General features: G+C 59.2%; 27 protein-coding genes. 7 read left to right on the forward strand and 20 right to left on the reverse strand.

Features of this window, described 5'->3' with window-relative positions; genetic code table 11:
- Positions 1-131 precede the first annotated feature (131 nt).
- The 9 genes from rsfS to rplU all read right to left on the reverse strand — a co-directional run bounded on the left by rsfS (position 132) and on the right by rplU (position 6,947).
- Positions 132-569, reverse strand: a complete 438-nt coding sequence (gene rsfS / locus QZ869_RS15840) for a ribosome silencing factor (protein WP_296019221.1) — start codon at positions 567-569, stop codon at positions 132-134.
- Positions 570-669: 100 nt separating this feature from the next.
- Positions 670-1,254: a nicotinate-nucleotide adenylyltransferase gene (locus QZ869_RS15845; RefSeq protein WP_296019317.1), complete on the reverse strand. Its 585-nt coding sequence runs from the start codon at positions 1,252-1,254 to the stop codon at positions 670-672.
- A 42-nt stretch (positions 1,255-1,296) separates the two neighbouring features.
- On the reverse strand, positions 1,297-2,583 hold the full coding sequence (locus QZ869_RS15850; protein ID WP_296105860.1) for a glutamate-5-semialdehyde dehydrogenase: 1,287 nt from the start codon (positions 2,581-2,583) through the stop codon (positions 1,297-1,299).
- Positions 2,576-3,745, reverse strand: a complete 1,170-nt coding sequence (gene proB, locus QZ869_RS15855; RefSeq protein ID WP_296105862.1) for a glutamate 5-kinase — start codon at positions 3,743-3,745, stop codon at positions 2,576-2,578. Before proB ends, QZ869_RS15850 begins: the two co-directional genes overlap by 8 nt.
- The gene (gene obgE / locus QZ869_RS15860; RefSeq protein WP_296105864.1) at positions 3,742-4,806 is read right to left on the reverse strand and encodes a GTPase ObgE; all 1,065 of its coding nucleotides are present in this window, start codon (positions 4,804-4,806) and stop codon (positions 3,742-3,744) included. The genes proB and obgE overlap by 4 nt, the downstream gene beginning before the upstream one ends.
- 173 nt (positions 4,807-4,979) lie before the next feature.
- On the reverse strand, positions 4,980-5,564 hold the full coding sequence (locus tag QZ869_RS15865) for a GNAT family N-acetyltransferase (RefSeq protein ID WP_296105865.1): 585 nt from the start codon (positions 5,562-5,564) through the stop codon (positions 4,980-4,982).
- Complete coding sequence (locus tag QZ869_RS15870) at positions 5,561-6,193, reverse strand: GNAT family protein (RefSeq protein WP_296019232.1); 633 nt, start codon at positions 6,191-6,193, stop codon at positions 5,561-5,563. The genes QZ869_RS15865 and QZ869_RS15870 overlap by 4 nt, the downstream gene beginning before the upstream one ends.
- A gap of 129 nt (positions 6,194-6,322) precedes the next feature.
- Positions 6,323-6,592 carry a 50S ribosomal protein L27 gene (gene rpmA / locus QZ869_RS15875; RefSeq protein ID WP_062424761.1) on the reverse strand — a complete coding sequence of 90 codons (270 nt, stop codon included), beginning with the start codon at positions 6,590-6,592 and terminating at the stop codon, positions 6,323-6,325.
- 40 nt (positions 6,593-6,632) lie between these two features.
- Positions 6,633-6,947, reverse strand: a complete 315-nt coding sequence (gene rplU, locus QZ869_RS15880) for a 50S ribosomal protein L21 (protein WP_062424762.1) — start codon at positions 6,945-6,947, stop codon at positions 6,633-6,635.
- Positions 6,948-7,272: 325 nt separating this feature from the next.
- Between rplU and QZ869_RS15885 the strand changes: the two genes are divergently transcribed.
- On the forward strand, positions 7,273-7,716 hold the full coding sequence (locus QZ869_RS15885) for a metallopeptidase family protein (protein ID WP_296019237.1): 444 nt from the start codon (positions 7,273-7,275) through the stop codon (positions 7,714-7,716).
- Positions 7,717-7,904: 188 nt separating this feature from the next.
- On the opposite strand, the gene QZ869_RS15890 is transcribed toward QZ869_RS15885, so the two are convergent.
- Positions 7,905-8,111 (reverse strand): DUF1737 domain-containing protein, encoded by a 207-nt coding sequence (locus QZ869_RS15890; protein WP_296019239.1) that lies wholly within the window; start codon positions 8,109-8,111, stop codon positions 7,905-7,907.
- Positions 8,108-9,019, reverse strand: a complete 912-nt coding sequence (locus QZ869_RS15895) for a CoA ester lyase (protein WP_296105866.1) — start codon at positions 9,017-9,019, stop codon at positions 8,108-8,110. Before QZ869_RS15895 ends, QZ869_RS15890 begins: the two co-directional genes overlap by 4 nt.
- A 111-nt stretch (positions 9,020-9,130) precedes the next feature.
- Between QZ869_RS15895 and QZ869_RS15900 the strand changes: the two genes are divergently transcribed.
- From QZ869_RS15900 to leuB, 3 genes are all read left to right on the forward strand, one after another.
- Positions 9,131-9,367, forward strand: coding sequence for a hypothetical protein (locus QZ869_RS15900; protein ID WP_296080723.1), 237 nt, complete (start codon positions 9,131-9,133; stop codon positions 9,365-9,367).
- Positions 9,368-9,512: 145 nt separating this feature from the next.
- Positions 9,513-10,118, forward strand: a complete 606-nt coding sequence (gene leuD / locus QZ869_RS15905; RefSeq protein WP_296105873.1) for a 3-isopropylmalate dehydratase small subunit — start codon at positions 9,513-9,515, stop codon at positions 10,116-10,118.
- A 402-nt stretch (positions 10,119-10,520) separates the two neighbouring features.
- On the forward strand, positions 10,521-11,627 hold the full coding sequence (leuB, locus tag QZ869_RS15910; protein WP_296034851.1) for a 3-isopropylmalate dehydrogenase: 1,107 nt from the start codon (positions 10,521-10,523) through the stop codon (positions 11,625-11,627).
- A 71-nt stretch (positions 11,628-11,698) separates the two neighbouring features.
- Here the strand turns inward: leuB and QZ869_RS15915 are convergent, their stop codons facing one another.
- Entirely contained in the window at positions 11,699-12,316 is a 618-nt protein-coding gene (locus QZ869_RS15915; RefSeq protein ID WP_296105876.1) for a metalloregulator ArsR/SmtB family transcription factor, read from the reverse strand.
- 112 nt (positions 12,317-12,428) lie between these two features.
- Here QZ869_RS15915 and QZ869_RS15920 point away from each other — a divergent pair, with 112 nt between their 5' ends.
- Positions 12,429-13,859 (forward strand): MFS transporter, encoded by a 1,431-nt coding sequence (locus QZ869_RS15920; RefSeq protein ID WP_296105878.1) that lies wholly within the window; start codon positions 12,429-12,431, stop codon positions 13,857-13,859.
- A 49-nt stretch (positions 13,860-13,908) separates the two neighbouring features.
- On the opposite strand, the gene QZ869_RS15925 is transcribed toward QZ869_RS15920, so the two are convergent.
- The 4 genes from QZ869_RS15925 to QZ869_RS15940 form a co-directional block, all read right to left on the reverse strand.
- A complete protein-coding gene (locus tag QZ869_RS15925) occupies positions 13,909-15,159 on the reverse strand; it encodes a cytochrome-c peroxidase (protein WP_296105880.1) in 1,251 nt (416 codons plus the stop codon).
- A gap of 110 nt (positions 15,160-15,269) precedes the next feature.
- The gene (locus tag QZ869_RS15930) at positions 15,270-15,647 is read right to left on the reverse strand and encodes a hypothetical protein (protein WP_296019261.1); all 378 of its coding nucleotides are present in this window, start codon (positions 15,645-15,647) and stop codon (positions 15,270-15,272) included.
- Positions 15,648-15,659: 12 nt separating this feature from the next.
- Positions 15,660-16,556 (reverse strand): glutathione-dependent disulfide-bond oxidoreductase, encoded by an 897-nt coding sequence (gene yghU / locus QZ869_RS15935; protein WP_296034843.1) that lies wholly within the window; start codon positions 16,554-16,556, stop codon positions 15,660-15,662.
- A 128-nt stretch (positions 16,557-16,684) separates the two neighbouring features.
- Entirely contained in the window at positions 16,685-17,998 is a 1,314-nt protein-coding gene (locus QZ869_RS15940; protein WP_296105882.1) for a cobyrinate a,c-diamide synthase, read from the reverse strand.
- A 91-nt stretch (positions 17,999-18,089) separates the two neighbouring features.
- On the opposite strand from QZ869_RS15940, the gene QZ869_RS15945 reads away from it, so the two are divergent.
- The gene (locus QZ869_RS15945) at positions 18,090-19,211 is read left to right on the forward strand and encodes a cobalt-precorrin-5B (C(1))-methyltransferase (RefSeq protein ID WP_296106071.1); all 1,122 of its coding nucleotides are present in this window, start codon (positions 18,090-18,092) and stop codon (positions 19,209-19,211) included.
- A gap of 7 nt (positions 19,212-19,218) precedes the next feature.
- On the opposite strand, the gene QZ869_RS15950 is transcribed toward QZ869_RS15945, so the two are convergent.
- The gene (locus tag QZ869_RS15950; RefSeq protein ID WP_165457044.1) at positions 19,219-19,362 is read right to left on the reverse strand and encodes a hypothetical protein; all 144 of its coding nucleotides are present in this window, start codon (positions 19,360-19,362) and stop codon (positions 19,219-19,221) included.
- A 229-nt stretch (positions 19,363-19,591) separates the two neighbouring features.
- On the opposite strand from QZ869_RS15950, the gene QZ869_RS15955 reads away from it, so the two are divergent.
- On the forward strand, positions 19,592-20,692 hold the full coding sequence (locus tag QZ869_RS15955; RefSeq protein ID WP_296105884.1) for an NAD(P)/FAD-dependent oxidoreductase: 1,101 nt from the start codon (positions 19,592-19,594) through the stop codon (positions 20,690-20,692).
- A gap of 18 nt (positions 20,693-20,710) precedes the next feature.
- Here QZ869_RS15955 and QZ869_RS15960 read toward each other — a convergent pair whose 3' ends face one another.
- The 3 genes from QZ869_RS15960 to QZ869_RS15970 all read right to left on the reverse strand — a co-directional run bounded on the left by QZ869_RS15960 (position 20,711) and on the right by QZ869_RS15970 (position 23,661).
- A complete protein-coding gene (locus tag QZ869_RS15960; protein WP_296019269.1) occupies positions 20,711-21,109 on the reverse strand; it encodes a cupin domain-containing protein in 399 nt (132 codons plus the stop codon).
- A gap of 32 nt (positions 21,110-21,141) precedes the next feature.
- Positions 21,142-22,116, reverse strand: a complete 975-nt coding sequence (locus QZ869_RS15965; RefSeq protein WP_296105885.1) for a threonine/serine dehydratase — start codon at positions 22,114-22,116, stop codon at positions 21,142-21,144.
- 111 nt (positions 22,117-22,227) lie between these two features.
- Positions 22,228-23,661 (reverse strand): aldehyde dehydrogenase family protein, encoded by a 1,434-nt coding sequence (locus QZ869_RS15970; protein WP_296080848.1) that lies wholly within the window; start codon positions 23,659-23,661, stop codon positions 22,228-22,230.
- Between the last annotated feature and the right edge of the window lie 158 nt (positions 23,662-23,819).

Raw genomic sequence — 23,819 nt, forward strand, 5'->3', positions numbered from 1 at the left:
CGAGAAAAGCCTTCGGTGTAAAGCGTGTCGCGACCTATCAGATTGGCGCTTACGCCTTATTCCTATGCTTCATCGCATGTCGTTAATGCAAAACCGCTGCATATATTTGCGCGGCATGCTCTAACCCGCGATCAATGCAGTGTTTCTTCCTCGATGTCCGGGGTCGCCCACATCTTTTCGATGTTGTAGAACGCCCGCACTTCTGGACGGAACACATGGATGATGACATCGCCTGCGTCGATCAGCACCCAGTCGCCAGCCTCCAGGCCTTCAACACGCGCGCCGCCGAAACCCTCATCCTTCATGTCGGTGATGAGATGTTCGCAGATCGCCGTCACATGCCTGCTCGAACGCCCGGACACGACCACCATGTAGTCTGCCAGCGCCGACTTTCCGGCAATGTTCAGGGAAACGATATCTTCTGCTTTGGAGTCCTCGACACTCGCAAGGACGGTTTCCAGGGCACGACGGGCGGCATCGACGCCACTCTCCTGGCCCTTCGGGATAGCGCTGTAAGCTCTTCCCTTGGTGTGTACTGTTGTCAGAGGTTTTCCTTTCCGAAATGACAAAACAGATACTGAGCGCCGCGATTCACAACGGCACACAGTAAAGGTGGCATCATTATATTCACTTTTCAAGATGGTGGGCCGTAGCGCAGAGGCTCATACTTCATTTATGCCCGTTGCGTATGGCAGTGGAACTCAAGGTCGAGCGCGGACCGTGAATGAAAACCCAAGCGGGGGCGTCCTTCTTCCACAAGACCCCGGCATCGTCCTCATCGATCCGCGCATGGCTGAAGGCCTGCGCCATGGTGGAGGAGAGGTAGGCAAGCGTTGCCCCCGGGCGGTCGATGACGGCAATTGGAAAGGTCTCAGCAATCACGCGCCATTTCTGCCAATGGTGGAAGGTCCTCAGATTATCCGCACCCATGACCCAGATGAAACGGGCGTGCGGATTTCGCGCTTTGATCTTGGCGAGCGTATTGGCCGTGTAGCTGACCCCAAGGGTCTGCTCGAATGCGGTGATCTTGATGCGCGGATCGGTGACGAGGTCCTCACAGGCGGCGATCCGTTCGGCAAGTGGCGCCAGTCCGGTCTTGCTCTTCAGCGGGTTGCCTGGCGTCACCATCCACCAGAGTTGATCGAGGCCGAGACGACGCATAGCGATTTCCGCCACCAGTGCGTGGCCATCATGCGGGGGATTGAAGGACCCACCAAATAGCCCGATCACCATGCCGCGCTCGGTGTGCGGCATGGTCAGGTAACGTTGGTCAAGAACCGGATCAGCCGCCAAATATCAGATCCGCGTCTGGCCGGTGCCGTGCACACGGTATTTGAAGGAGGTCAACTGTTCGACGCCGACCGGACCGCGCGCATGCATCTTGCCGGTCGCAATGCCGATTTCAGCGCCCATGCCGAACTCTCCGCCATCGGCAAACTGCGTGGAGGCATTGTGCAGAAGAATGGCGCTATCGATCTCGTTGAAGAAGCGGGCAACGACTTCTGGATCTTCGGCGATCACCGCTTCGGTGTGGTTTGAGGAATAGGTGCCGATATGCTGTATCGCACCGTCGATACCGTCCACCAGGGTCACCGATATGATGGCATCGAGATATTCAGTGCGCCAGTCTTCCTCATTCGCCAGCGTCACGCCTGCAACGGCGTTTTGCACCTCATCCGAACCGCGTACCTCGCAGCCTGCCTCCAGCAGGATTTTTACCAGAGGTTCAAGGTGGGTTGCCGCCACGGCGCGATCGACCAGCAAGGTTTCGGCAGAGCCGCAAATACCGGTGCGGCGCATTTTGGCGTTCAGGACGATCTTCTTTGCCATCTCAAGGTCGGCGGATTTGTCGACATAAACGTGGCAGATGCCTTCCAGATGCGCAAAGACGGGCACGCGGGCTTCCGTTTGCACACGCCCTACCAGGCTTTTTCCCCCACGCGGCACGATCACATCGACAGTCCCGCCAAGGCCGCCGAGCAGCAGTCCGACCGCGGCGCGGTCGGTCACCGGCACCAGTTGGATCGCATGCTCTGGAAGCCCAGCGATCTTCAGGCCCTCCACCAGGCAGGCATGGATAGCGCGCGATGAATATTGCGAATCCGAGCCGCCGCGCAGGATCACGGCGTTACCTGCTTTCAGGCAAAGCGCACCGGCATCCGCCGTCACATTCGGACGGCTTTCGTAGATCACCCCGATAACGCCAAGAGGTGTGCGTACCCGCTCGATCTTCAAACCGTTCGGACGATCCCAGGCAGCGATCACTTCGCCGACGGGATCGGCAAGATTGGCGATTGCCCGGATGCCTTCGGAAATGCTGGAAATGCGCGAAGGGTCAAGCTTCAGGCGATCGATGAAGGAGCCCGTCACGCCCGCCTGTTCGGCAGCCGCTACATCCTTTTTGTTGGCGTCGAGAATGCGATCCACCGATGCATCGATGGCGGATGCCATGGCCAGAAGCGCACGGTTCTTCTGCGCGGTCGAAGCGATGGACAACGGTCGTGAAGCAGCTTTCGCCTGTGCGCCGATATTCATCATCAGCGCATCAACGGACTGGCTTTGCTTCACGGCCTGGTCAGGCATCGACTTCATCCTTCTTTGCTTTTTTCACTTTGACCGCGGCTCCGGTCATCACCAGATCGTCGCGATGGATCATCGCCGAGCGTCCGACATAACCGAGAATGGCTTCGATCTCGTTCGACTTGTGACCGTTGATGCGGCGCGCCTCGTCGGCATCGTAACCGGCAAGCCCGCGCGCAATCTCCCGGCCTTGCACCCCGATGATCGCAACGGCATCGCCACGTCCGAAATTGCCTTTGACGAGCTTGACCCCGGCAGGCAGCAGGCTCTTGCCCTGATGCAGCGCCTTTTCCGCGCCCTCATCCACGTGCACCTCGCCTGCTGGCTGAAGTTGACCGGCGATCCATGTCTTGCGGGCTGTCACCGGCGTGCCGGAGGGAGCAAACCAGGAGGAGCGTGCTCCCTCTTCGATGGCCTTCAATGGATTCAGCGTCTTGCCGGAAGCGATGATCATGGCGCAGCCAGCGGCAGTGGCGATCTTTCCGGCATCGATCTTGGTGCGCATACCGCCACGCGACAGTTCGGAGGCCGCACCCCCAGCCATCGCCTCGATCTCGGGCGTGATCTCCGCAATGGTCTCGAGAAACCGGGCGTCGGGATCAAGATGCGGAGGAGCAGTGTAGAGGCCATCGATATCGGAGAGCAGGACAAGCAGATCCGCACCGGTCATGGTCGCGACGCGCGCGGCCAGCCGATCATTGTCGCCATAGCGGATTTCGGTGGTCGCCACCGTGTCATTCTCGTTGATGATCGGCGTGGCACCGATCTTCAGCAGCTGGTTGATCGTCGCGCGCGCATTGAGATAGCGGCGACGTTCTTCCGTGTCGGAAAGCGTCAGCAGGATTTGCCCCGCAACGATATCGTGCTTGGAAAGGCTTTCGGACCAGGCGCGTGCCAGCGCGATCTGCCCGACAGCCGCTGCCGCCTGGCTTTCCTCCAGCTTCAAGGCGCCAGAGGGCAGGTTGAGAACCGTTCGGCCAAGCGCGATCGCGCCCGAAGAGACGACCTGTACATCGGCGCCGTTCTTCTTCAGCTCTGCTATGTCATCGCAGATCGCGTCCAGCCAATCCTTCTTCAGCCCCGTCTTGCGGTCCACCAGCAGGGCAGAACCGATCTTGATGACGATGCGATGATGGCTGCCGAGCGGTTTTCGCGCAAGCGTCATAGATGGTCGTCTCCGTCTTCCAGCTCTTCGATGGGCATGGAGCGGTCGGGAAGGGCGGTCTCGCCACCTTCGCTGGCATCGACGATCACGTCACGCAGTGCGCGCAATGCTTCCGTCATGCCGATATGGGCGGCAGCAGATAGAAGAAGCGGAGGACGGCCACAGGCCTTTTCCAGTTCCTTGGCCTTCTTCTTCAGCTCCTTCTCGTCCAGCACGTCGATCTGCGACAGTGCGACGATCTCGCGCTTGTCGGTCAGGCCGCCGCTATAGGCGTTCAGTTCCGCCTTGACGGTCTTGTAGGCCTGGCCAACCTTCTCTTCCTGAGCGGAAACCAGATGAAGCAGCACGCGGGTGCGCTCCACATGGCCGAGGAAGCGGTCGCCGATGCCCACACCTTCATGCGCGCCCTCGATCAGGCCTGGAATATCGGCAAGAACAAATTCGCGACCGTCAATCGTAGCAACGCCGAGATTGGGGTGAAGCGTGGTGAAAGGATAGTTGGCGATCTTCGGACGTGCGCGTGTGACGGTTGCCAGGAAGGTGGACTTACCGGCATTGGGCAGGCCGACCAGACCCGCATCGGCGATCAGCTTCAGTCGAAGCCAGATGGTCTTTTCTTCACCTGCCAGGCCTGGGTTGGCGTGTGTCGGCGCCTGGTTGGTCGAGGATTTGAAATAGGCATTGCCGAAACCGCCATTGCCGCCAGCGGCCAGACGAAAGCGCTGGCCTTCCTTGGTCAGGTCGACGATCAGCGTTTCGTTGTCTTCTTCGAAAATTTGCGTGCCGACAGGGACTTTCAGCACCACGTCGGAGCCCTTGGCGCCGGTGCGGGTCTTGCCCATGCCGTGCTGGCCGATGGAGGCTTTGAAGTGCTGCTGAAAGCGGAAGTCGATCAGCGTGTTGAGGCCGTTGACGACCTCGACCCACACATCGCCGCCGCGTCCGCCGTCACCGCCATCCGGGCCGCCGAACTCGATGAATTTTTCGCGCCGGAAGGAGACGGCACCTGCGCCGCCATCGCCGGACTTGATATAGACTTTTGCTTCATCGAGAAATTTCATCGGACTGCCGTTCTGTCAGCTTGCATGCGGTCATGGCCTTGCCAGCCGCGTCAAAAAGGTTCTGTCGCCTGGAATATAGCCGCTTGCCCTGAAGGTCAAAGATTATCATGGCCAAGCGCCTATGGAACAGGGCCGGTTTGCGACGAAACCGGCCCTGTCATTCATGACTTGCCTTACGGTCGGACGAAGTCTTCCGCCGTCAGCTCGGTATCGATATGCGCCACCATGGTGGAGCGTGCGACCGCATAGATCTCGCTACAGCCGGTAATGTTGAAGCCGAGCTTTTGCTGCACCTTAAGCGACGCTGGGTTATCGGCAAATACGCCCGAATGCAGCACTTCGTTCGGCACGCGCCGGAAGAAGCGCTCGACGACAGCGCCGACAGCCTCGGTCATATAGCCCTTGCCCCAGTAGAAGCGGTTCAGCCAGTAGCCGAGATGCCACTGGCCGTGACGCCGCTCCACCGAAACCATGCCGATCAGGGTGTCATCACCTGCGGTGATGGCGAAATCCCAATCGGGCAGGGTGCCGGAGGTACGCAGGATCAACCACTCTAGCGCATCCTGCTCGTAGTAGGGTGCGGGAACGCGGGCCAACATCCTGGTAACCTGGAAGTCGGCAAGCGTTTCTGCAATCGAGCCGGCATCGGCAAGCCGCTGGGGCCGAAGCACCAGGCGCCTGGTTTCGATCGTCGGGCAGGGGCCGGGCGGAGCCATGGTTTGAACGCTGCGCGGACGTATCAACTGAGCCGTACTCATCGCATGTCTCCCCAGCTTCTCAATGATACCCATGTCTTGCGATCCAGCCTGTACCATTCTACCGGGACCATGCCGCCAAGCGCCAGCGATCCGACCATGCCGGAACCCTGCAACTGAAAGCCGCACTTTTGTATGACCCGTCGCGAGCCGATATTGGTGACCCGGCACCGCGCATCGATCTGGTCGATCTCACGGGTGCGGAAGGCCATATCGATCAGCGCATGAGCCGCTTCTGTGGTGTAGCCCCTGTTCCAATAGGGTTCCCCAAGCCAGTAGCCCATCTCAAGGGTCTTTTCGTCTTCCTGCGGCTCCAGTCCGCAGCACCCCATAAACTCGCCATTGTCCATGCGCGTAATCGCATAGACGCACTTGCCAATCTCGCCATTTGCTGCACGGCGCACGAAATCCGCGGCGTCTTTCGCCGTGTAAGGGTGCGGCATGCGCGACACCATGGTCGCGATGTTGGCGTTGTTGGCAAGATGGGCAAGGGCGTCGATGTCTTCTTCGTGGGGTTTGCGCAGAACTAATCTCTGCGACAACAAGACGGGGCAATCGCTCCTTGACCGTTCAGGTCTTATCCGTTCTTCGGGTGACCGTGATTGGTCGACCCTCAACAATTCAGCTTGCATGGTTCAGTCCTCCGTGGAGTTAAGAAAAAAGGGGAGTTGGGTGGTGCCCCAACTCCCCTTTTTTGTGACTGAACCTGTTACGTCTCAGCCGGGTCATTGGGACACCGGCTGCATATGACGCTTACCGGCTTATTCTGCGGCTTCCGCTTTCGGCGCTACGGACACGAATACGCGACCATTGGCCTTCGTGCGGAAGTTTACGTTGCCTGCTGTGAGTGCAAAAAGCGTATGATCTTTGCCCATGCCGACATTGGCGTCGGGATGCCACTGCGTGCCACGCTGACGAACAATAATGTTGCCTGGAATGACGGCTTCGCCGCCGAACTTCTTCACGCCAAGGCGCTTGGAGTTGGAATCGCGACCGTTACGCGAAGAACCGCCAGCTTTTTTGTGTGCCATTGGATTGCTCCTTTAAACCTAGTTTCCCGTGTCGCGCCGATTAGGCAGCAACGATGTCCGTGATGCGGACGACAGTGTGATGCTGACGATGGCCGCGCGTACGCTTGGAGTTCTGACGACGACGCTTCTTGAAGGCGATGACCTTCTTGCCGCGATTGTGTTCTACAACTTCAGCCTTGACCGTTGCGCCTGCAACGAAAGGTGCGCCGAACTTTGCATCAGCGCCAACGCCGACAACGAGAACTTCAGTGAATTCTACAGTTGCGCCTGCGTCTGCTTCCAGCTTTTCGATGGTCAGCACGTCGTTGGCGCTTACGCGGTACTGCTTACCGCCGGTCTTGATGACTGCGAACATTTTTTGTCCTTTCATGTTCGTTCCGGCTCTGCGCTTTTGACGCTGGCCGTCTTTTTATCAGTCGGAGTAGCGGAAATTCGTCGAGGCAAATGCCCCTTGAAACTCTGCCGGTGGGCCGCTTTTTTCAAAACGGATTAAACGGAAGGCGCAATACGCCCCCAATTTGGCTGCGGAGTTACGCGAGAGAGCCGCTTATGTCAAGGTTCACAGCGGCCTAAAAACAACGGTCTCTCCTAGAAAATCAGGCCTTTTATGCGGTTGTTGCAAACAGGTCTCGAATTTTGCATCGCAAGGGTTTATATCAGCCCCACAGCAAGGAGCAGAAATGGCCCGCATAGACAGTACCGACGATTGGCGGGATCGCCACGCGCCGACAATATCAGCGTTTGAATCGCTTGCCATTGAGGCATATGGCCACCTGCCGGAAGAATTTCGCGCCCTGACCAAAGACCTCATCATCGAGATCTCGGAGTTTCCGACCGATGATGTGTTCGAGGATATGGCGCTCGAAACCCCGTTCGACCTGCTGGGCCTTTTCGAAGGTCGCGGTCTGTCGGAGCGCTTCACCATGGAAACCGGCGAGATGGTGAACCGCATTACCCTCTATCGCCGCCCGATCCTGGATTATTGGGCCGAGAACGAAGAGACGCTCGGTGACATCATCACCCACGTCCTCATCCATGAAATTGGCCATCACTTCGGCCTCTCCGATGATGACATGGAGCGGATCGAGGAAAGCGCGGACGACGCGGCGACGGACCGCGGGTGAATGTTGTAAGAGAGGGTGCTGTCGAGTGAGGCACCCTTAACGCTTGCTTTTCGTCATCCTCGCCCGCGAGGCGAGGATCCATAAGCCATCGAGGTTTTTGGGGCGTCGGTGGATCCTCGGCTCAAGGCCGAGGATGACGGCAGAGAAGGTGTCGACCGTCACGACAACAGTCGATGACACAGCAGCCCTTACTGTTCGCCCAGCTTCATATCAGGATGGTATTCCTTGCCCTCGACGGTCTTGGTCACCGCTTGGCCGCAGTGCATCACACCGGCGGCAGCATTGAAGGCGTAGCTTGGAGAGCCGGCGAGTTCCCAGCCTTTGTTCAAGGCTTCGGTGACGCGGTGACAAAACTTGGCATCGTCGGGACCGGTGATGAAACGATAGACCTTCATTGGTTTTCTGCCTTTCTTGCGGCGATGATCCCGGCAATGGCGACAAGGCGCTCTGCACCCGTCACATGCAGCCGTTCGATCATTCGCCCGTTCATGTTGATGACGTTCAATCCCACAGATTCGGGTTTTGCGAAAGCCGCGATCGTCTCTCGCGCCTCGGCAAGTGCGGCCTCATCCGGAGCGAAAGCAGCGTTCGCCGCTTCGATCTGCGCTGGGTGGATCAGCATCTTGCCATCGAAGCCCATATCGCGGCCCTGTTCGCATTCCATGGCAAAGGCATCCAGATCGCGAAAATCGTTGGAAACGCTGTCGATAACGTCGAGCCCGTAGGCGCGGGCTGCGAGCACAACCTGCATCAGCCAGGGGACGAGATAGGTGCGTCCGGGTCTTGCCGGAACGCGGGTATCCTTGCGCAGATCGTTTAGCCCCACGACGAAAGCGCCGAGCCTGCTGCCCGTGGTGTGTGCGGCCTCCGCAATCGCCGCGGCGTTCAAAATGCCGCGCGGGGTTTCAATCATCGCCCAGATTTGCATGCCTTCGGGAGCATCGGCCTCATCCAGCAGATCGGCCAGTTCATGAATATCGGAGGGCTGCTCGACTTTTGGCAGCAGCACGGCTTGGGGCAGGCAGTTCAGGACCGCGTCCACATCCTTGCGTCCCGCTGTGGTCGATAGAGGATTGATGCGGATGATCGCTTCACGGTTAACAAGCGGCGTCTCGCGAAAGACGGAGAGGAGATTGTCCCTTGCCTCGTCCTTCACCTCCGGTGCGACCGAATCTTCCAGATCGAAGATCGCGCCATCGCAGGTGAGAGAGCTCAGTTTTTGTAAGGCTCGCAGATTGATAGCAGGCACTGAAAGCAACGAGCGGCGCGGGCGTGCAGTATTATCGACAAAAAATTCGGACATGCCCCACTTGTGTCAATCTTTTGTTACATCTGCAAGATCGATGACGGTGTGAAACCTCTTGCAAGCGTCAAGAAGAAGGCCCACATTCGTCTGGACAGAAAGGTTTGGACCATGCAGGGCATTCGTACATTCTTCATCGCAGCCTCCAGCATTGCAGTTCTGGCGTTGGCCGCGCTCTTCACCGCATCTTTGACGATAGCATTCGTCGGAACGCTTGCGGTCCTTAGCATCGCCAAGATGTTCTCTGCCCGGATGAAGCCGGAGCCGATCCGCGTCAAGACTCAGGATCGCCGCCAGCAGAACATGCGTGTGTGGAACGACGGTCGCGGCACGATCATCGATCTCTGATCGCATTGGCCGGCCTTCAGGCGTTTAGACCCATATTATTAGCGGCGTACCGCATTGGCGTGCTTTGATCTTCAAAAGCGCGCCTTTTTGCTTTAATGGCGGTGATGACGCGGTTTGATACCGCAGTAGAATTTTGGAGTGAGAGATGGATAAGTTCACCAAGCTGACGGGTGTCGCCGCCCCCATGCCGGTCGTCAATGTCGACACGGACATGATCATTCCAAAGGATTACCTGAAGACGATCAAGCGCACCGGCCTCGGCAAGGGCCTGTTTGCCGAGTCGCGCTATCTGGAAGACGGTTCGCCCAACCCTGATTTCGTACTCAACAAGCCTGCTTATCAGAATGCGCAGATCCTGGTTGCCGGCGACAATTTCGGCTGTGGCTCCTCGCGTGAACATGCGCCTTGGGCGCTGCTCGATTTCGGTATCCGCTGCGTTATCTCCACCAGCTTTGCCGATATTTTTTACAGCAACTGCTTCAAGAACGGCATCCTCCCGATCGTCGTCAGCCCGGAAAACCTCGAGAAGCTCTTGGACGATGCTTCGCGCGGCTCGAATGCGGTGATCACCGTCGATCTGGAAAACCAGGAAATCAGCGGCCCCGATGGCGGGCGCATCAGCTTTGAGATCGACGCATTCAAGCGCCACTGCCTGCTGAATGGTCTTGATGATATCGGCCTGACGCTCGAACATGCAGGCGCGATCGATAGCTTTGAGAAGAACAATGCCTCCGCCCGACCCTGGGCTTGATCATTCTTCCAACGAAGCGCCAACACCTCCCTGTCGTCATCCTCGGCCTTGAGCCGAGGATCCATGTCTTCCAGTCTCGTCAATGAGTTATGGATTCTCGGGTCGTGCCCGTGGGTGACGAGGAGGAGAGCTTTGACCTCACGAGGGCTTTGTGCCGAAGACGCCCTCTGACCTCCAACCACGCAGTCGATGCCTGATACATCGTGTGTCATGCATTTTCGGGGATGAGATAATACTGAGATCGTGTGAAAGTCGGTTTGGCGCGTCACCCGTACCGAATCGGCTTTTGCTTTGCTTGAAATGCGCAAGGGTGAGCGTTAAGAAGCCCGCATCTTGCAGGCTTTCGGCATTGCAAACCATGTTTTGACGCGCGCTTCTCATAAAGCGCCCAAGGAGGATTTCATGACTGTGCGCTCGCTCTTCCTGTTGCCCGGCGACGGTATTGGACCAGAAGCCATGGCCGAGGTCCGCAAGTTGATCGATTACATGAACAGCGAGAAAAATGCTGGCTTCACGGTCGAGGAGGGTCTCGTCGGCGGCTCAGCCTATGATGCGCATGGTGTAGCGATTTCGGATGCCGATATGGAAAAGGCGCTGGCCGCCGATGCCATTCTGTTTGGTGCCGTTGGTGGACCGAAGTGGGATGGCGTGCCGTATGACGTTCGCCCCGAAGCCGGTCTTCTTCGTCTGCGCAAGGATCTCGAGCTTTTCGCAAATCTGCGTCCTGCCATCTGCTACCCGGCGCTCGCTTCTGCCTCGTCGCTAAAGCCGGAGCTGGTCGAAGGTCTCGATATTCTCATCGTTCGCGAGTTGACAGGTGGCGTCTATTTCGGCGAGCCGAAGCAGATCATCGATCTCGGTAACGGTCAGAAGCGCGGTATCGACACGCAGATTTACGACACGTTCGAAATCGAGCGTATCGCCAGCGTTGCCTTCGAACTGGCCCGCACCCGTGGCAACCGCGTTTGCTCCATGGAAAAGCGCAATGTGATGAAATCCGGCGTCCTGTGGAACCAGGTCGTCACCGAAACGCATGCGGCAAAGTACAAGGATGTCCAGCTGGAGCATATGCTGGCGGATGCCGGTGGCATGCAACTGGTGCGCAAGCCGAAGCAGTTCGACGTCATCGTCACCGACAATCTCTTCGGCGATATGCTTTCCGATGTTGCCGCCATGCTCACCGGCTCGCTCGGCATGCTGCCATCCGCCTCGCTCGGCGCGCCGGATGCAAAGACCGGTAAGCGCAAGGCGATGTATGAGCCGGTTCACGGCTCCGCCCCGGATATCGCCGGCCAGGGCATCGCCAACCCGATTGCGATGATCGCTTCCTTTGCCATGTGTCTGCGCTATTCCTTCAACATGGTGGATGATGCCACGAAGCTGGAAACCGCCATCGCCAATGTTCTGGAAAAGGGCATTCGCACCGCCGACATCATGGCGGAAGGCGCACGTCAGGTCAGCACCTCCGAAATGGGCGATGCCGTTCTGGCGGAATTCAAGGCTCTGTAAGACCCCTGCTACGGTTCATCGCGCCCGGGCCTGCCTCGGGCGTGACTCTTGTTAGGGATCGGTAGCTTGTTCTAACCAATCCGATAGGCGCATCGCCGTGCGCCCTGCAGAAGGTGCTCGGTCCGCTCAATGGGCGCGGCCAGCACGCTTCGGAAAATATCGATTTCCGATCGGCAAAAGCCTCGACAAGCGGTTGCCGCGGCGCAGATCGGACAATGATTTTCCACCAGGATGAAATGCCCATCTGCCTCCTGCCACCAGCTTGCCATATAGCCCTCAGTCACCCGCAAGGCTGACAGCCGCGCAACCCGTTCCTCCAGCGTTTCGGCGTCGGCAAGCGCTGCGCGATAGATCGCCTCTGTCTTGCGCTCCCGCGCTACCATGATCGTGTCCAGCGCATCCTCGCCAAGCTCGCTGCCGATGGCATCGATAAGCGAAACGGCAACATCGGCATGACCATCCGGAAACTCGCGATGGCCAGCACTGGTCAGACGCCAGCTTTGACGTGGCCGACCGCGACCGATGGCCGGTTGCGTGATGCTTTCCACCAGTCCTTCATCTGCGAGTTTGGCAAGCTGCTGGCGTGCCGCCTCACCCGTCAGGCCAAGGGCGTCACTGAGGGCCGACGTCGCTTGCGGGCCTTCGGTCTTCAAAAGAAAGAGCAATCTGTCACGGGGAGAAGGGCGCATTATTATCTGTCCTGTCGCTTGCTTAATTCGGCGGTAAGTGTAATTTCCAAGTTGTAACTTGGAATAATGCCTCGCCGTCGAGATTGCAACGGCCTTTACCGGAAATCCGATCATGCCTCCTGCCGACGATCCTTCATCGACCAGCCTCTGGACTCTGTTTTCAGCCAAGCATCTTGGGGCAAGCCTGATGCTCGCCGGTGGCATCGCGCTCTATGCGATCGAGACCTATGTGACAGCCACCATCATGCCGTCTGTCGTGCGAGATATTGGTGGCTTGCCCCTTTTTGCCTGGGTGACGACGCTTTACGTCACGGCCTCCGTGCTCGGTTCGGTCTTCATCGCCATCCGTCCAAGGGGCCTCAGCCTCAATCGCACCTATAGTGTCGGCGCAGCGCTCTTTCTTCTCGGTTCGGCGATCTGCGCGGCTGCCCCCACCATGGAAATCGTTCTTGCCGGGCGCGCTGTGCAGGGGTTCGGGGCCGGGACCCTGGCAACGCTCGGCTATGCTTTCATACGCTACGTCTATCCGGAGCATTTATGGAGCAAGGCAACGACGCTCTACGCTGCGATCTGGGGCATCTCGACCTTCATTGGCCCGACGCTCGGCGGATTTTTTGCCGATGGGAGCGCCTGGCGCCACGCGTTTGCGGTCATCGTCCCCTTCGCGCTGCTGATGAGCCTTCTGGCACCGAGGCTATTGCCGAAAGGAGCGGACGAGCGGACCGAGACCAAGGCGCCACTTTGGCAGATGATCCTGCTGTCTGCCTCGCTGTTGCTGGTCAGTTTTGCCAGCACCGCTGAAAAGGTCGATCTGCGCATCTGGCTTGTTATCGGCGCCCTCTTCGCCATAGCGGCACTTGTATGGATGGAGCGACGGGCGACCCTGCGCATTCTGCCACGCGGCGGAACGGTGCTGTCAATGCCGATCGCCCGCGTTTATGGCGCCATGTTCATGCTGCTGGCGGCGCTGACCTGCGACATCTACATTCCGTATTTCCTGCAGAATCTGCATGCGGTGCCGCCGCTGATCTCAGGCTATATCGTTGCTCTCGTTGCTCTCGGCTGGACAGCGTCTGCATTTCTGTGCAGCGATTTGAAAGGCAAGGCCATGCGCCGCTCTATCCTTGCTGGCGCCATGCTGGAATCTGTCTGCATTGGCCTGCTGGCGGTGACCCTGGCGCGGCCGAATCCCGAAGGCGATGTGCTGGTGCTGAGTGCGACCGCGATTTTGATCTTCGGCATGGGCTTTGGCGTTGGACTGGGCTGGGCGCATCTGGTGACCCATATCCTGCATCTCGCCGAGCCCGATGAGAAGGACAAGGCATCGGCTGGCATCACCACCATGCAGTCTCTCGGCAGCGCCTTTGGCGCTGCACTCTCCGGCGTCATCGTCAACAGCACCGGCCTTCTTAATCCGGGTGGCGTTGAAGGGGCGGCATCTGCTGGAACGTGGCTGTTTGCGCTCTTTGCCCTGCCAGCGGTCCTCGCGGCACTGGCAGCCTTCTCATTGCCAGAGCCACGTTATGGCACGCAAACTGCGTGATGACGGCTGATCGGTAGCCGAGCGACCTTTGAAAAGCCTCGGTGTATGCTCAGTTCTTCGCTGCCTCACGGGGGGTAGCGGAGACAGAATGCACTGCCGGATCTTCCGATCTGCCGATATTCTCACCCTTCGCAAGCAGCGGCTCGTAGCGCTTGTCGGTCAACGTCTTCAGGAACGCCACGATTGCGTCGACACGCTTGTCGTCGAGTGCCGGCGCGGATGTCAGTTCTTCCATGGCGATGTTGTCGGGCACTTCCGGGGCATCCCACTTCTCGCCGGTTTCCGGGTTGATCTGGCGGCTCGGCTTCTTGCTTTTGTACTTCACGTAAAAGAGCACGACGGTGCGCAGGTCCTTGAACACGCCATTATGCATATAGGGTCCGGTCACTGCGATGTTGCGCAGTGACGGCACCTTGAACTTGCCGCGTTGCGTCGGATCGTCGCCGACCGCCGGGTTTTGCGCCAGACCGAGATCGACGGCTTCCGGCTTGGAGCCATTGGCGGCACGGGCGAGCTTGTTGGCCGGAACGCCGATATTGAAATATTTGTGGTTGGTGAAGACGCCATCCGAAAGGCCATGCTCACCCTTGATCGTGTGGCAGGTGTTGCAGTTGGTGAACTGCGTCGAGGACATAAGAACGCGGCCAAGTTCTTCCTGATCTGTCAGCTTTTCCTCGCCGCGCAGGAAGCGGTCATATTTGGAATCGAAGGTCGAAAGCGCGTCGGAGCGTTCGTAAGCGGCGAGCGCCTTGCCCATGGCGGCAAAGGCCGCCTCGTCATTTTCGAACACATCGGGCCCGAAATGGGTGGCGAAAGCGCTCATGTAGTCCGGGTTTTCTTTCAGCCGTTTTACGACGCTGCCCTTGTCGCCCATGCCCATTTCAATGGGATTGAGTGGCGGGCCACCGGCCTGATCTTCCAGCGTTGCGGCGCGTCCATCCCAGAACTGGCCGCCGACATAATTCCCCTCCGCTTCCTTGCCAAAGGGTGGTGAGAACTTGGCATAGGTCGCGGTCGGCGCGTTGCGATCCCCGAGCGACTTTCCGTCATCGCCGAGCGAGACAGCATGGCCCACCTTCTCGGTGTCACGAATATCGGTAAAGCCGTTGGCAGATGTGTGGCAGGTAGAGCAGGACATGGTCCGGTTCTTCGACAGATTGGCGTCGTGAAACAGCGCGTCGCCAAGCTTCTCGATGGTCGGATAATCGGTGCCGCCATGGGCCGTCCCGCCCAGGCCCAAGGCCACGGGAAGAAGGATCAGTGCCGAAGCGGCAAGGAAATGAGCAAATTGCCTGACCATGTCAGAGCCGCCGGAAATGATTAAACCGGTGGCTCTATACCATCTTCTTTGCGCCGCGCACAGAAACTTTCTTGAAGCGCTCCACTTTGTCGCGGGGAGCCTTGGGGCCCTCAGATCTCGAAGTAGTTCTCGAAGGATTCTGGGAAGCTCTGGCGCGCCACGCGTTCGTCGATGACCAGCATCGCCTCATAGGAGAGCGGGTCGAAATTCTTCTCGGCGGGGAGAACCTCGCGTCCGAAGAGCAGGCTGAGGCGGGCGGCATCGAGATTGCCCCGCTCAAAGGGTTCAGCGCCGAAATGGTGCCAAAGCGCATGCAGGAAGGCCGCATCGATACGATGTTCCGGCGTGCCGGGGCGCGCCTTGCGCGGCAATTGCTTGATTGGAGTAACGCCGCGCGGATTGGCGCGGCGTATGGTGAACTGGACGCCTGTGCCCGGCATGCCGGATGGAAAACCACGGTGTTTGGTCATGTCGGGCAGGTTCGCCATTTCGTCTATCCTTCAGCTCTTGCCGATCTTGTCCTGCGTCTTGGTGTCGAAGTCGGACGCATCGTGACGCTCATGTAGCTGTTCTGAGGGATCACCGGAAGCCTTGTTGACCATACGACCACGTTTGACGGCAGGACGCTCGGCAATTTCATCGGCCCAGCGCTTCACATTCTTGTAGCTTGCGGCGTCCAGGAACACTTCCGCGTTCGGGTAGGATTGTCCGCGTGCCAGGTTGCCATACCATGGCCATATGGCGATATCGGCAATCGAGTATTCATCGCCTGCCATGTAACGGTTTTCGGCGAGATGGCGATCGAGCACGTCCATCTGGCGCTTGGCTTCCATCGCAAAGCGGTCGATGGCGTATTTGATGTGGATCGGCGCATAGGCATAGAAGTGGCCGAAACCACCGCCGAGGAAAGGAGCAGAGCCCATCTGCCAGAAAAGCCAGTTCAGCGCTTCGGTACGAGCCTTATGCTCCTTCGGCAGGAAGGCACCGAATTTTTCCGCGAGATAAAGCAGGATCGAGCCGCTTTCGAAAACGCGGGTCGGTTCCGGCGTGGAGTGATCGATGAGAGCCGGGATCTTGGAGTTGGGATTGGCCTCGACGAAGCCCGAGCCGAACTGATCACCATCGCCGATCTTGATCAGCCACGCATCATATTCGGCGTCCGAATGACCGGCTGCCAGAAGCTCTTCCAGAAGAATGCCGACCTTCTGGCCGTTAGGGGTGGCCAGCGAATAGAGCTGCAGCGGATGTTTGCCGACCGGTAGTTCCTTCTCATGGGTCGGACCAGCGGTTGGCCTGTTGATGCTGGCAAATGCGCCGCCATTGCCCTTTTCCCACTGCCAGACCTCAGGCGGCTGGTAGCCTGCGGGAAAATTGTTTTCGGGAGACTTGTCGGTCATGAAGATCCGTCCTTGTTCCGGTTTGCAGTTTCAGGTGTGGATGCTGTGTTCTCGCAATATAGGAAACGCAAAGCCATTCCTCCACTCCCGCGGCTGACGTAACACCAGCCTTTATGAAAAAGAAACCGCTAAGCCTTTGCGATCGCGTGAAAAAATGTTCCGCTGACAAGGCCACGCCTGCCGCCGGATGGTCCTAAGGGTTTGCCAAGACCGTCGGCTATGTCTGCGAACGGCTGATCGTTTCCGGTATCCGTGACGCTGGCATAATGGAACTCATGGCCGCGCAGGACATCGCCTGCTTGGCCAAGCGGCCCGCTATGCGCGATCTTTGCCTGACGATAGCCAAGGTTCATTTTTCGCTTGGCAAAGCTGGTGGCATGGGAGAGCAGACCCATCATTGTATGCGTCACCGCGTTCGCGTCCTCCAGCGCTTCCCCCAGTACCATGTAGCCTCCGCATTCACCATGGACCGGCTTCGTCTGCGCAAAGCTTGCGAGCGACGCCTTGAATTGCGAGGCGGCAGCAAGCTGTCCGGCAAAAAGCTCCGGGTAGCCGCCCGGCAGCCAGCAGATATCGCAGGAGGCATCGGGGCCTTCATCGGCAAGCGGCGAGAAAGGCAAGATCTCGGTGCCTGCTTCCCGCCATTGGCGTTTCAGGTGTGGATAGAGGAAGGTGAAGGCAGCATCTTCGGCCAGAGCAATGCGCTGGCCGGGCGGGGCGATGCCGGCTTGCGTTGAGCCCTTAACCAGATCGATGGGGCTAGCGAGAGCAAGCAATGCATCGAGATCGATGGCGCGCTCCATGGTGTCCGCCAGTCTTTCGATATGGGCGTCGATTTCGGGATGTTCGCTCGCCTGCACCAATCCGAGATGCCGCTCGGGCAGGGTGAGCGTCGGATCGCGCATGACGCAGCCCGCGACAGGCAGGCCGATCTTTTCGATAGCCTCGGTGCAGAGTGTGCGGTGGCGTTCGCTGCCAGTCCGATTGAGGACGATGGCAGCCATTTTTACTGCGGGATCGTAATGGGCAAATCCATGTGCCAGGGCGGCTGCCGTCTGCGACTGGCCGGACACATCCAGCACCAGCAGCACGGGAATGTGGAACAGGCGCGCCAGATCTGCCGCCGAACCGGTGCGGTTGTCGGAGACGGCAATGCCGTCAAACAATCCCATGGCGCTTTCGATGAGTAGGAGATCTGCACCCTCTGCCTGCTGGGTGAGAAGGTGGCGCAGCAGATCCGGCTGCATTGCCCAGCTATCCAGGTTGAGGCCGGGCGTTCCGGTTGCGGCGGCGTGAAAGCCGGGATCGATATAATCCGGTCCAGTCTTGATACCGCGCACCTTCACGCCGCGCCGGGCAAAGGCGCGCAGCAAACCGATGGTGACGCTGGTCTTGCCGGAGCCGGAGCGTGGCGCACCGATGATGAGGGCTTTTGCGGTCATGGCGATTGTCTCAACTTTCGGCGCTTTCGATCGTGCAGTTGGTCTGTTGTTTACCGATGACGGCTCGCGCTGCAAGGTCTATAGGACATACATGGAAACGGATGGCAAAAACCTTCGGCGTGGCTGGACCACCGGCACATGCGCTGCCGCGGCGACGAAGGCCGCCTGTCAGGCGCTTTTGACCGGTTCCTTTCCTGATCTTGTCGATGTCGAACTCCCAAATGGGTCGCGCCCGGCTTTCGTCCTGGCGACTGAAGAGAAAGGCGACGGGTTCGCCCGCGCAGGCATCGTCAAGGATGCCGGCGATGATCCCGATGTTACTCATGGCGCGCTGATCGAAAGCACCGTGCGCCGAACCGCGAAGGGGAGCGGCATCCGTTTCAAGGCTGGCAAGGGAGTGGGTATCGTCACCCGGCCCGGTCTGCCGCTTTCGGTCGGAGAGCCCGCGATCAATCCTGTTCCAAGGCAGATGATCGCTTCGGCAATCCATGAGGTAGCGGGCTCGGACGCCGATTTCGAGGTGGAAATCTCAGTGCGCGACGGCGAGAAACTGGCGGAAAAAACGCTGAATGGACGGCTTGGCATCGTCGGTGGCCTCTCCATTCTCGGCACCACCGGCATCGTCATTCCCTTTTCCTGCTCGGCCTGGATCCACTCGATCTGGCGCGGTATCGATGTGGCGCGTGCTGAAGGGCTTCCCCATCTACTGGGAGCGACGGGCGATACATCGGAAAAGGCGGGGCAAGCCTTTTACGGGCTGCCCGAGACCGCCCTGATCGACATGGGCGATTTCATTGGCGGTATGCTCAAATACTTAAAAAGCCATCCGGTTCCAAGGGTAACAGTTGCGGGTGGTGTTGCGAAGATGACCAAGCTGGCGCAGGGCATGCTGGACGTGCACTCCAAGCGCGGGCTGGCGGATCTGGAAGCCTTGGCAAAACTTGCCGAAGAGGCAGGTGCGACGGCCGAGCTATCGGGCGCTCTCCGTCAAGCCAATATGGTGGCGCACGCCTTTCAATTGGCCGAGGCGGCGGGGATCGATCTTGGTGGTATGGTCGCGGAAAAAGCCTGGGCCACAGCAGCGAGCGCACTTGGCCGTAATGATATTGCTCTCGACATTCTGGTATTCGATCGCGACGGTCATCTGAAGGGGCGTACCGCACCAACGCCATCCGATCGAGCGGCCCCTTATTGTGGGGACCGGATCGGCTAGGCTGTCATCAAGGCACGAGGCCGAAGATCACCGCGGCGACAAAGGCGAAGCAGATGCCGACGAGCGCTGTGTGGATCGATGCCTGCCAGCCGCGGTGCGGCGCGGTTGATGGCGTGAAATCTCTCGCTTTTCCTGCTTTGGAATAAGACATCGCACCCTCCTGTTCGTCCAAAAATCGGTACCGCCGATCTGCGGGATCATGACACTGAGAATATCGCTATTCACACGGGTTCAAGTAGGCACAAATTTCCATAAGATTGGTCTTGCGGGGAAAATACTGGTCGTGACTTGCCTCCCAACAAGGTCCGATCTACCGCATTCACGATTCCTTAACGTCCGAGCGCTGTTTCGGTTCAATGGGTAAAAGGTGGGAAAGACGCGTGGCGGATATCGATGCGATCATCATAGGGGCGGGTGTCATCGGCCTTGCGGTCGGGAGGGCGCTCGCGCTTCAAGGCCAGTCCGTTATCGTATTGGAAAAGGAAGCCGAATTCGGCAGTGCGACCTCCTCTCGTAATAGCGAGGTCATTCATGCCGGGCTCTATTATCAGCAAGGCAGCCTGAAGGCGCGGCTTTGCGTGGAGGGGCGACAGCGGCTCTATGACTATTGCGAAAGTCATCGCGTTGCGCATCGCCGGTGTGGCAAGCTGATCGTGGCGACCGCCGAGAGCGAAATTCCTCTCATCGAAGACCTGCAGCGGCGAGGCCTCGACAATGGTTGCGAGGCGCTGGATCTGATCAGTGCGTCCGAGGCCCGGCGTCTGGAACCGGCACTCTCCTGCAAGGCGGCCTTGTCGTCACCGATGACCGGCATCATCGATAGCCATGGCTACATGCTGGCGCTGCTTGGCGATATGGAAGATGCGGGCGGCAGCTTGGCCTACAGGGCGCCGTTCCTGCGCGCGGTCGTGGAGGAGGATGGCTTCCGGGTCTTCGTCGGCGGGAGCGAGCCGGTGAAATTGACCTGCCGAACGCTGATCAATGCGGGAGGGCTGGTTGCGCCGCAGATTGCCAGCGCCATCGAAGGACTGCCTTCGGCACATGTTCCTGAAGCCTATTATGCCAAGGGCTCCTATTTCTCGCTGAAGGGCAAGTCGCCCTTTTCGCGGCTGGTCTATCCGGCACCCCATGCCCATGGTCTTGGTGTGCATCTGACGCTCGACATTGCCGGACAGGCGCGCTTCGGTCCGGATATCGAGTGGATCGACCGCATCGATTACGCCGTCGATCCAAAGCGCTCGGCGGGCTTTGACGAGGCGATCCGTCGATATTGGCCGGGATTGCCGGATAATGCGCTCCAGCCCGCCTATTCCGGCATCAGGCCGAAGATTTCTGGACCTTCAGAGCCCGCGATGGATTTTCGCATCGATGGACCGGAGCGCCATGGCGTTGCCGGCCTCGTCAATCTTTTCGGTATCGAAAGCCCTGGGCTCACGGCCTCTCTGGCGATTGCGGATGAGGTGGTTTTGAGATTGGCGTAGTTACACTCTCGCCGATCGTCAGCCGCCCGCGTATTGCGTGTCGGTTACATGCTCCATCCAGTCCACCACCTTGCCGTCCTTCACTTCCTGAATGGCAATGTGGGTCATGGCAGTTTGCGGCGACGCGCCATGCCAATGCTTTTCCTCCGGTGCAAACCAGACGACATCGCCGGGCGCGATCTTCTCGATAGGGCCGCCTTCACGCTGCACCAGTCCTGAGCCGGATGTCACGATCAGCGTTTGCCCCAGCGGATGGGTATGCCAGGCGGTGCGAGCGCCGGGTTCGAACGTCACCTGCGCGCCTTGCACGCGCTCTGCATCATGCGGATTGAACAGTGGATCGATGCGGACCGTCCCGGTGAAATAGTCGGCAGGACCTTTGCCCGATGGTTTCGTGCCGGCTCGGATAATCTCCATGATCTATTCCTCGTCTCGTTTAACTCTGAGGGTCAGGCGTATTTCGACAGGGCGTCCGCCATGATGGCGGCATCGACATTGCCGCCGGATGCGATGGCGATCACCGTGTCGGTCTCCAGCTCGTCGCCATGGAAAAGGGCGGCTGCCAGTGCCACGGCACCGCCCGGCTCCACCACGATCTTCAGGCGCTGAAAAGCTAGCACCATGGCGCGTAGCGCCTCTTCTTCGGTCACGGCAATACCTGCGCCACACAAGCGTTTGAGTATCGGAAAGGTGATGTTGCCGGGCTGCGGCGTAATGATCGCGTCGCAGATAGAGCCGCTCAGCGCCGCATTTCTTTCGATCTTGCCGGAGGCGAGCGAGCGCGCCACGTCATCGAAGTGTTCGGGCTCCGCCGTGCGCACCTTGAAGCCCGGTGCCTTGGCTTCCAGCGCAAGCGCGATACCCGATGTCAGCCCGCCCCCACCGCAACAAACCAGTACCTCTGCCTTTTCGATGCCGGCCTCCTGCGCCTGTTCGGCAATCTCCAGCCCAACCGTTCCCTGACCCGCGATCACCAGCGGTTCGTCATAGGGGCGGATCAAGGTCAGACCGCGCTCTTCGGAAAGCTTGGCGCCGATCGCGTCACGGTCTTCATTGGCGCGATCGTAGAGCACGACCTCGGCGCCGTAGGCCTTGGTGTTTTCGATTTTGATTTTCGGTGCATCGCGCGGCATGATGATGACGGCGGGCACGCCGTGCAGGCTTGCCGCCAGTGCGACGCCCTGGGCGTGATTGCCGGAGGAAAAGGCGATGACGCCGCGCTTTCGCACCTCTGGTTCCAGTGCCGAGACCGCCGACCAGCCGCCGCGAAACTTGAAGGAGCCGGTGCGCTGCAGGCATTCCGGCTTGACCAGGACCTTGCGTCCGGCAATCTCGTCAAGAAAAGGGGAGGACATCAAGGGGGTGCGGATGGCCTCGCCATTCATGCGCTGGCGGGCCGCTTCGATCATCGCAATATCGGTCATCATCGTCTCACGTCATTCGAACTGCAGGCTACCATAGGGGCAAATGCGGCGACGTGAAGCCAAAAAAATCCCCGGTCGAAGCCGGGGATCTTTGTGCGTCTGAGTTTGGAATTATGCCAGCGTGTAGGCCGTCTTCACCGTGGTGAAGAACTCGTTGGCATACTTGCCCTGTTCGCGCGGGCCGAAGGACGATGCCTTACGGCCGCCGAAGGGAACGTGGAAGTCGACGCCTGCGGTTGGCAGGTTGACCATGACCATGCCGGCTTCGGCATTGCGCTTGAAGTGGGTGGCGTGCTTCAGGCTGGTGGTGGCGATGCCGGAGGACAGGCCGAAGGGCGTGTCATTGGCAACGGCCAGAGCCTCATCATAATCCTTGACGCGGATGACGGAGGCGACCGGTCCGAAGATTTCTTCGCGCGAAATGCGCATGTCGTTGGTGGCTTCGGTGAACAGCGTCGGCTGCAGGAAGAAACCGGGGGTTTCGCGCTTCAGCACTTCGCCGCCAAAGGCCAGCTTCGCGCCCTCTTTTTTGCCGATTTCGATATAGTCGCAATCCTGCTTCAGCTGCTTTTCATCGACGACCGGTCCGACATGGGTGTCCTTCGACATCGCATTGCCGACATTGATCTTGGCCAGACGCTCGGAAAGCGCTGCCACGAACTTGTCGTGAATGCCTTCGGTGACGATGATGCGCGAAGAGGCGGTGCAACGCTGTCCGGTAGAGTAGAAGCCGGAGTTGGCTGCAGCTTCCACGGCGACGCCGAGATCCGCATCATCGAGAACGACGAAGGGGTTCTTGCCGCCCATTTCCAGCTGGAACTTGCGGTTGAAAGGCAGCGACGAAGCTGCGACGCGCTGGCCAGTGCCGGTGGAGCCGGTAAAGGTGATGCCGGCAAGATCCGGGCTGTCGAGCATAGCTTGGCCGACGACGGAGCCGCGACCCATGACGAGGTTCAGAACGCCCTTCGGCAGGCCCGCACGGTGCAGGATATCGACGATCGCCCAGGCGCAACCGGGAACGAGGTCGGCCGGCTTGAAGACGATGGTGTTGCCGTAGCAGAGCGCCGGTGCAATCTTCCACGCGGGAATTGCGATCGGGAAGTTCCAGGGCGTAATGATGCCGATGACGCCGAGAGGCTCGCGTGTGACTTCGACGCCGATATTCGGGCGAGCCGACGGAATGACTTCGCCTGCCAGGCGCAGTGCCTCGCCGGCAAAGAAATCGAAAATCTGCGCGGCACGGATCGTTTCGCCGATGCCTTCAGCAAGAACCTTTCCTTCTTCGCGGGCCAGAAGCGCGCCAAGCTCGTCCTTGCGGGCGAGGATTTCATCGGCGGTCTTCTTCAGGATGGCGTGACGCTCGAGAATGCCGGAGCGCGACCAGGCCGGAAATGCGGCCTTGGCTGCTGCAATCGCCTGCTTCGCGTCATCGGCGGAAGCCTGGGCGTAAAGACCGACGACTTCGTTTGTGTCGGATGGATTGATGTTCTTCGACGTGTCAGCGCCGATCCACTCGCCGTTGATAAGGTTTTGATGAATTGTCATGGGTGTACTCCCTATAATATCTTGAATTCTTCGGCGTTCTGGCAGCGTCTGGGCGCTGCCTTCCTCCCGTGTGGGTGCGTCGCACGACTACGCGCGACGACGTCGGCGGTGACCCTATGTCATGTCATCCCATCGCGAAAGGCGTCTGCGCATCTAAT

Origin of the sequence: uncultured Agrobacterium sp., assembly GCF_913777885.1 — a bacterium.
Classification (GTDB): domain Bacteria; phylum Pseudomonadota; class Alphaproteobacteria; order Rhizobiales; family Rhizobiaceae; genus Agrobacterium.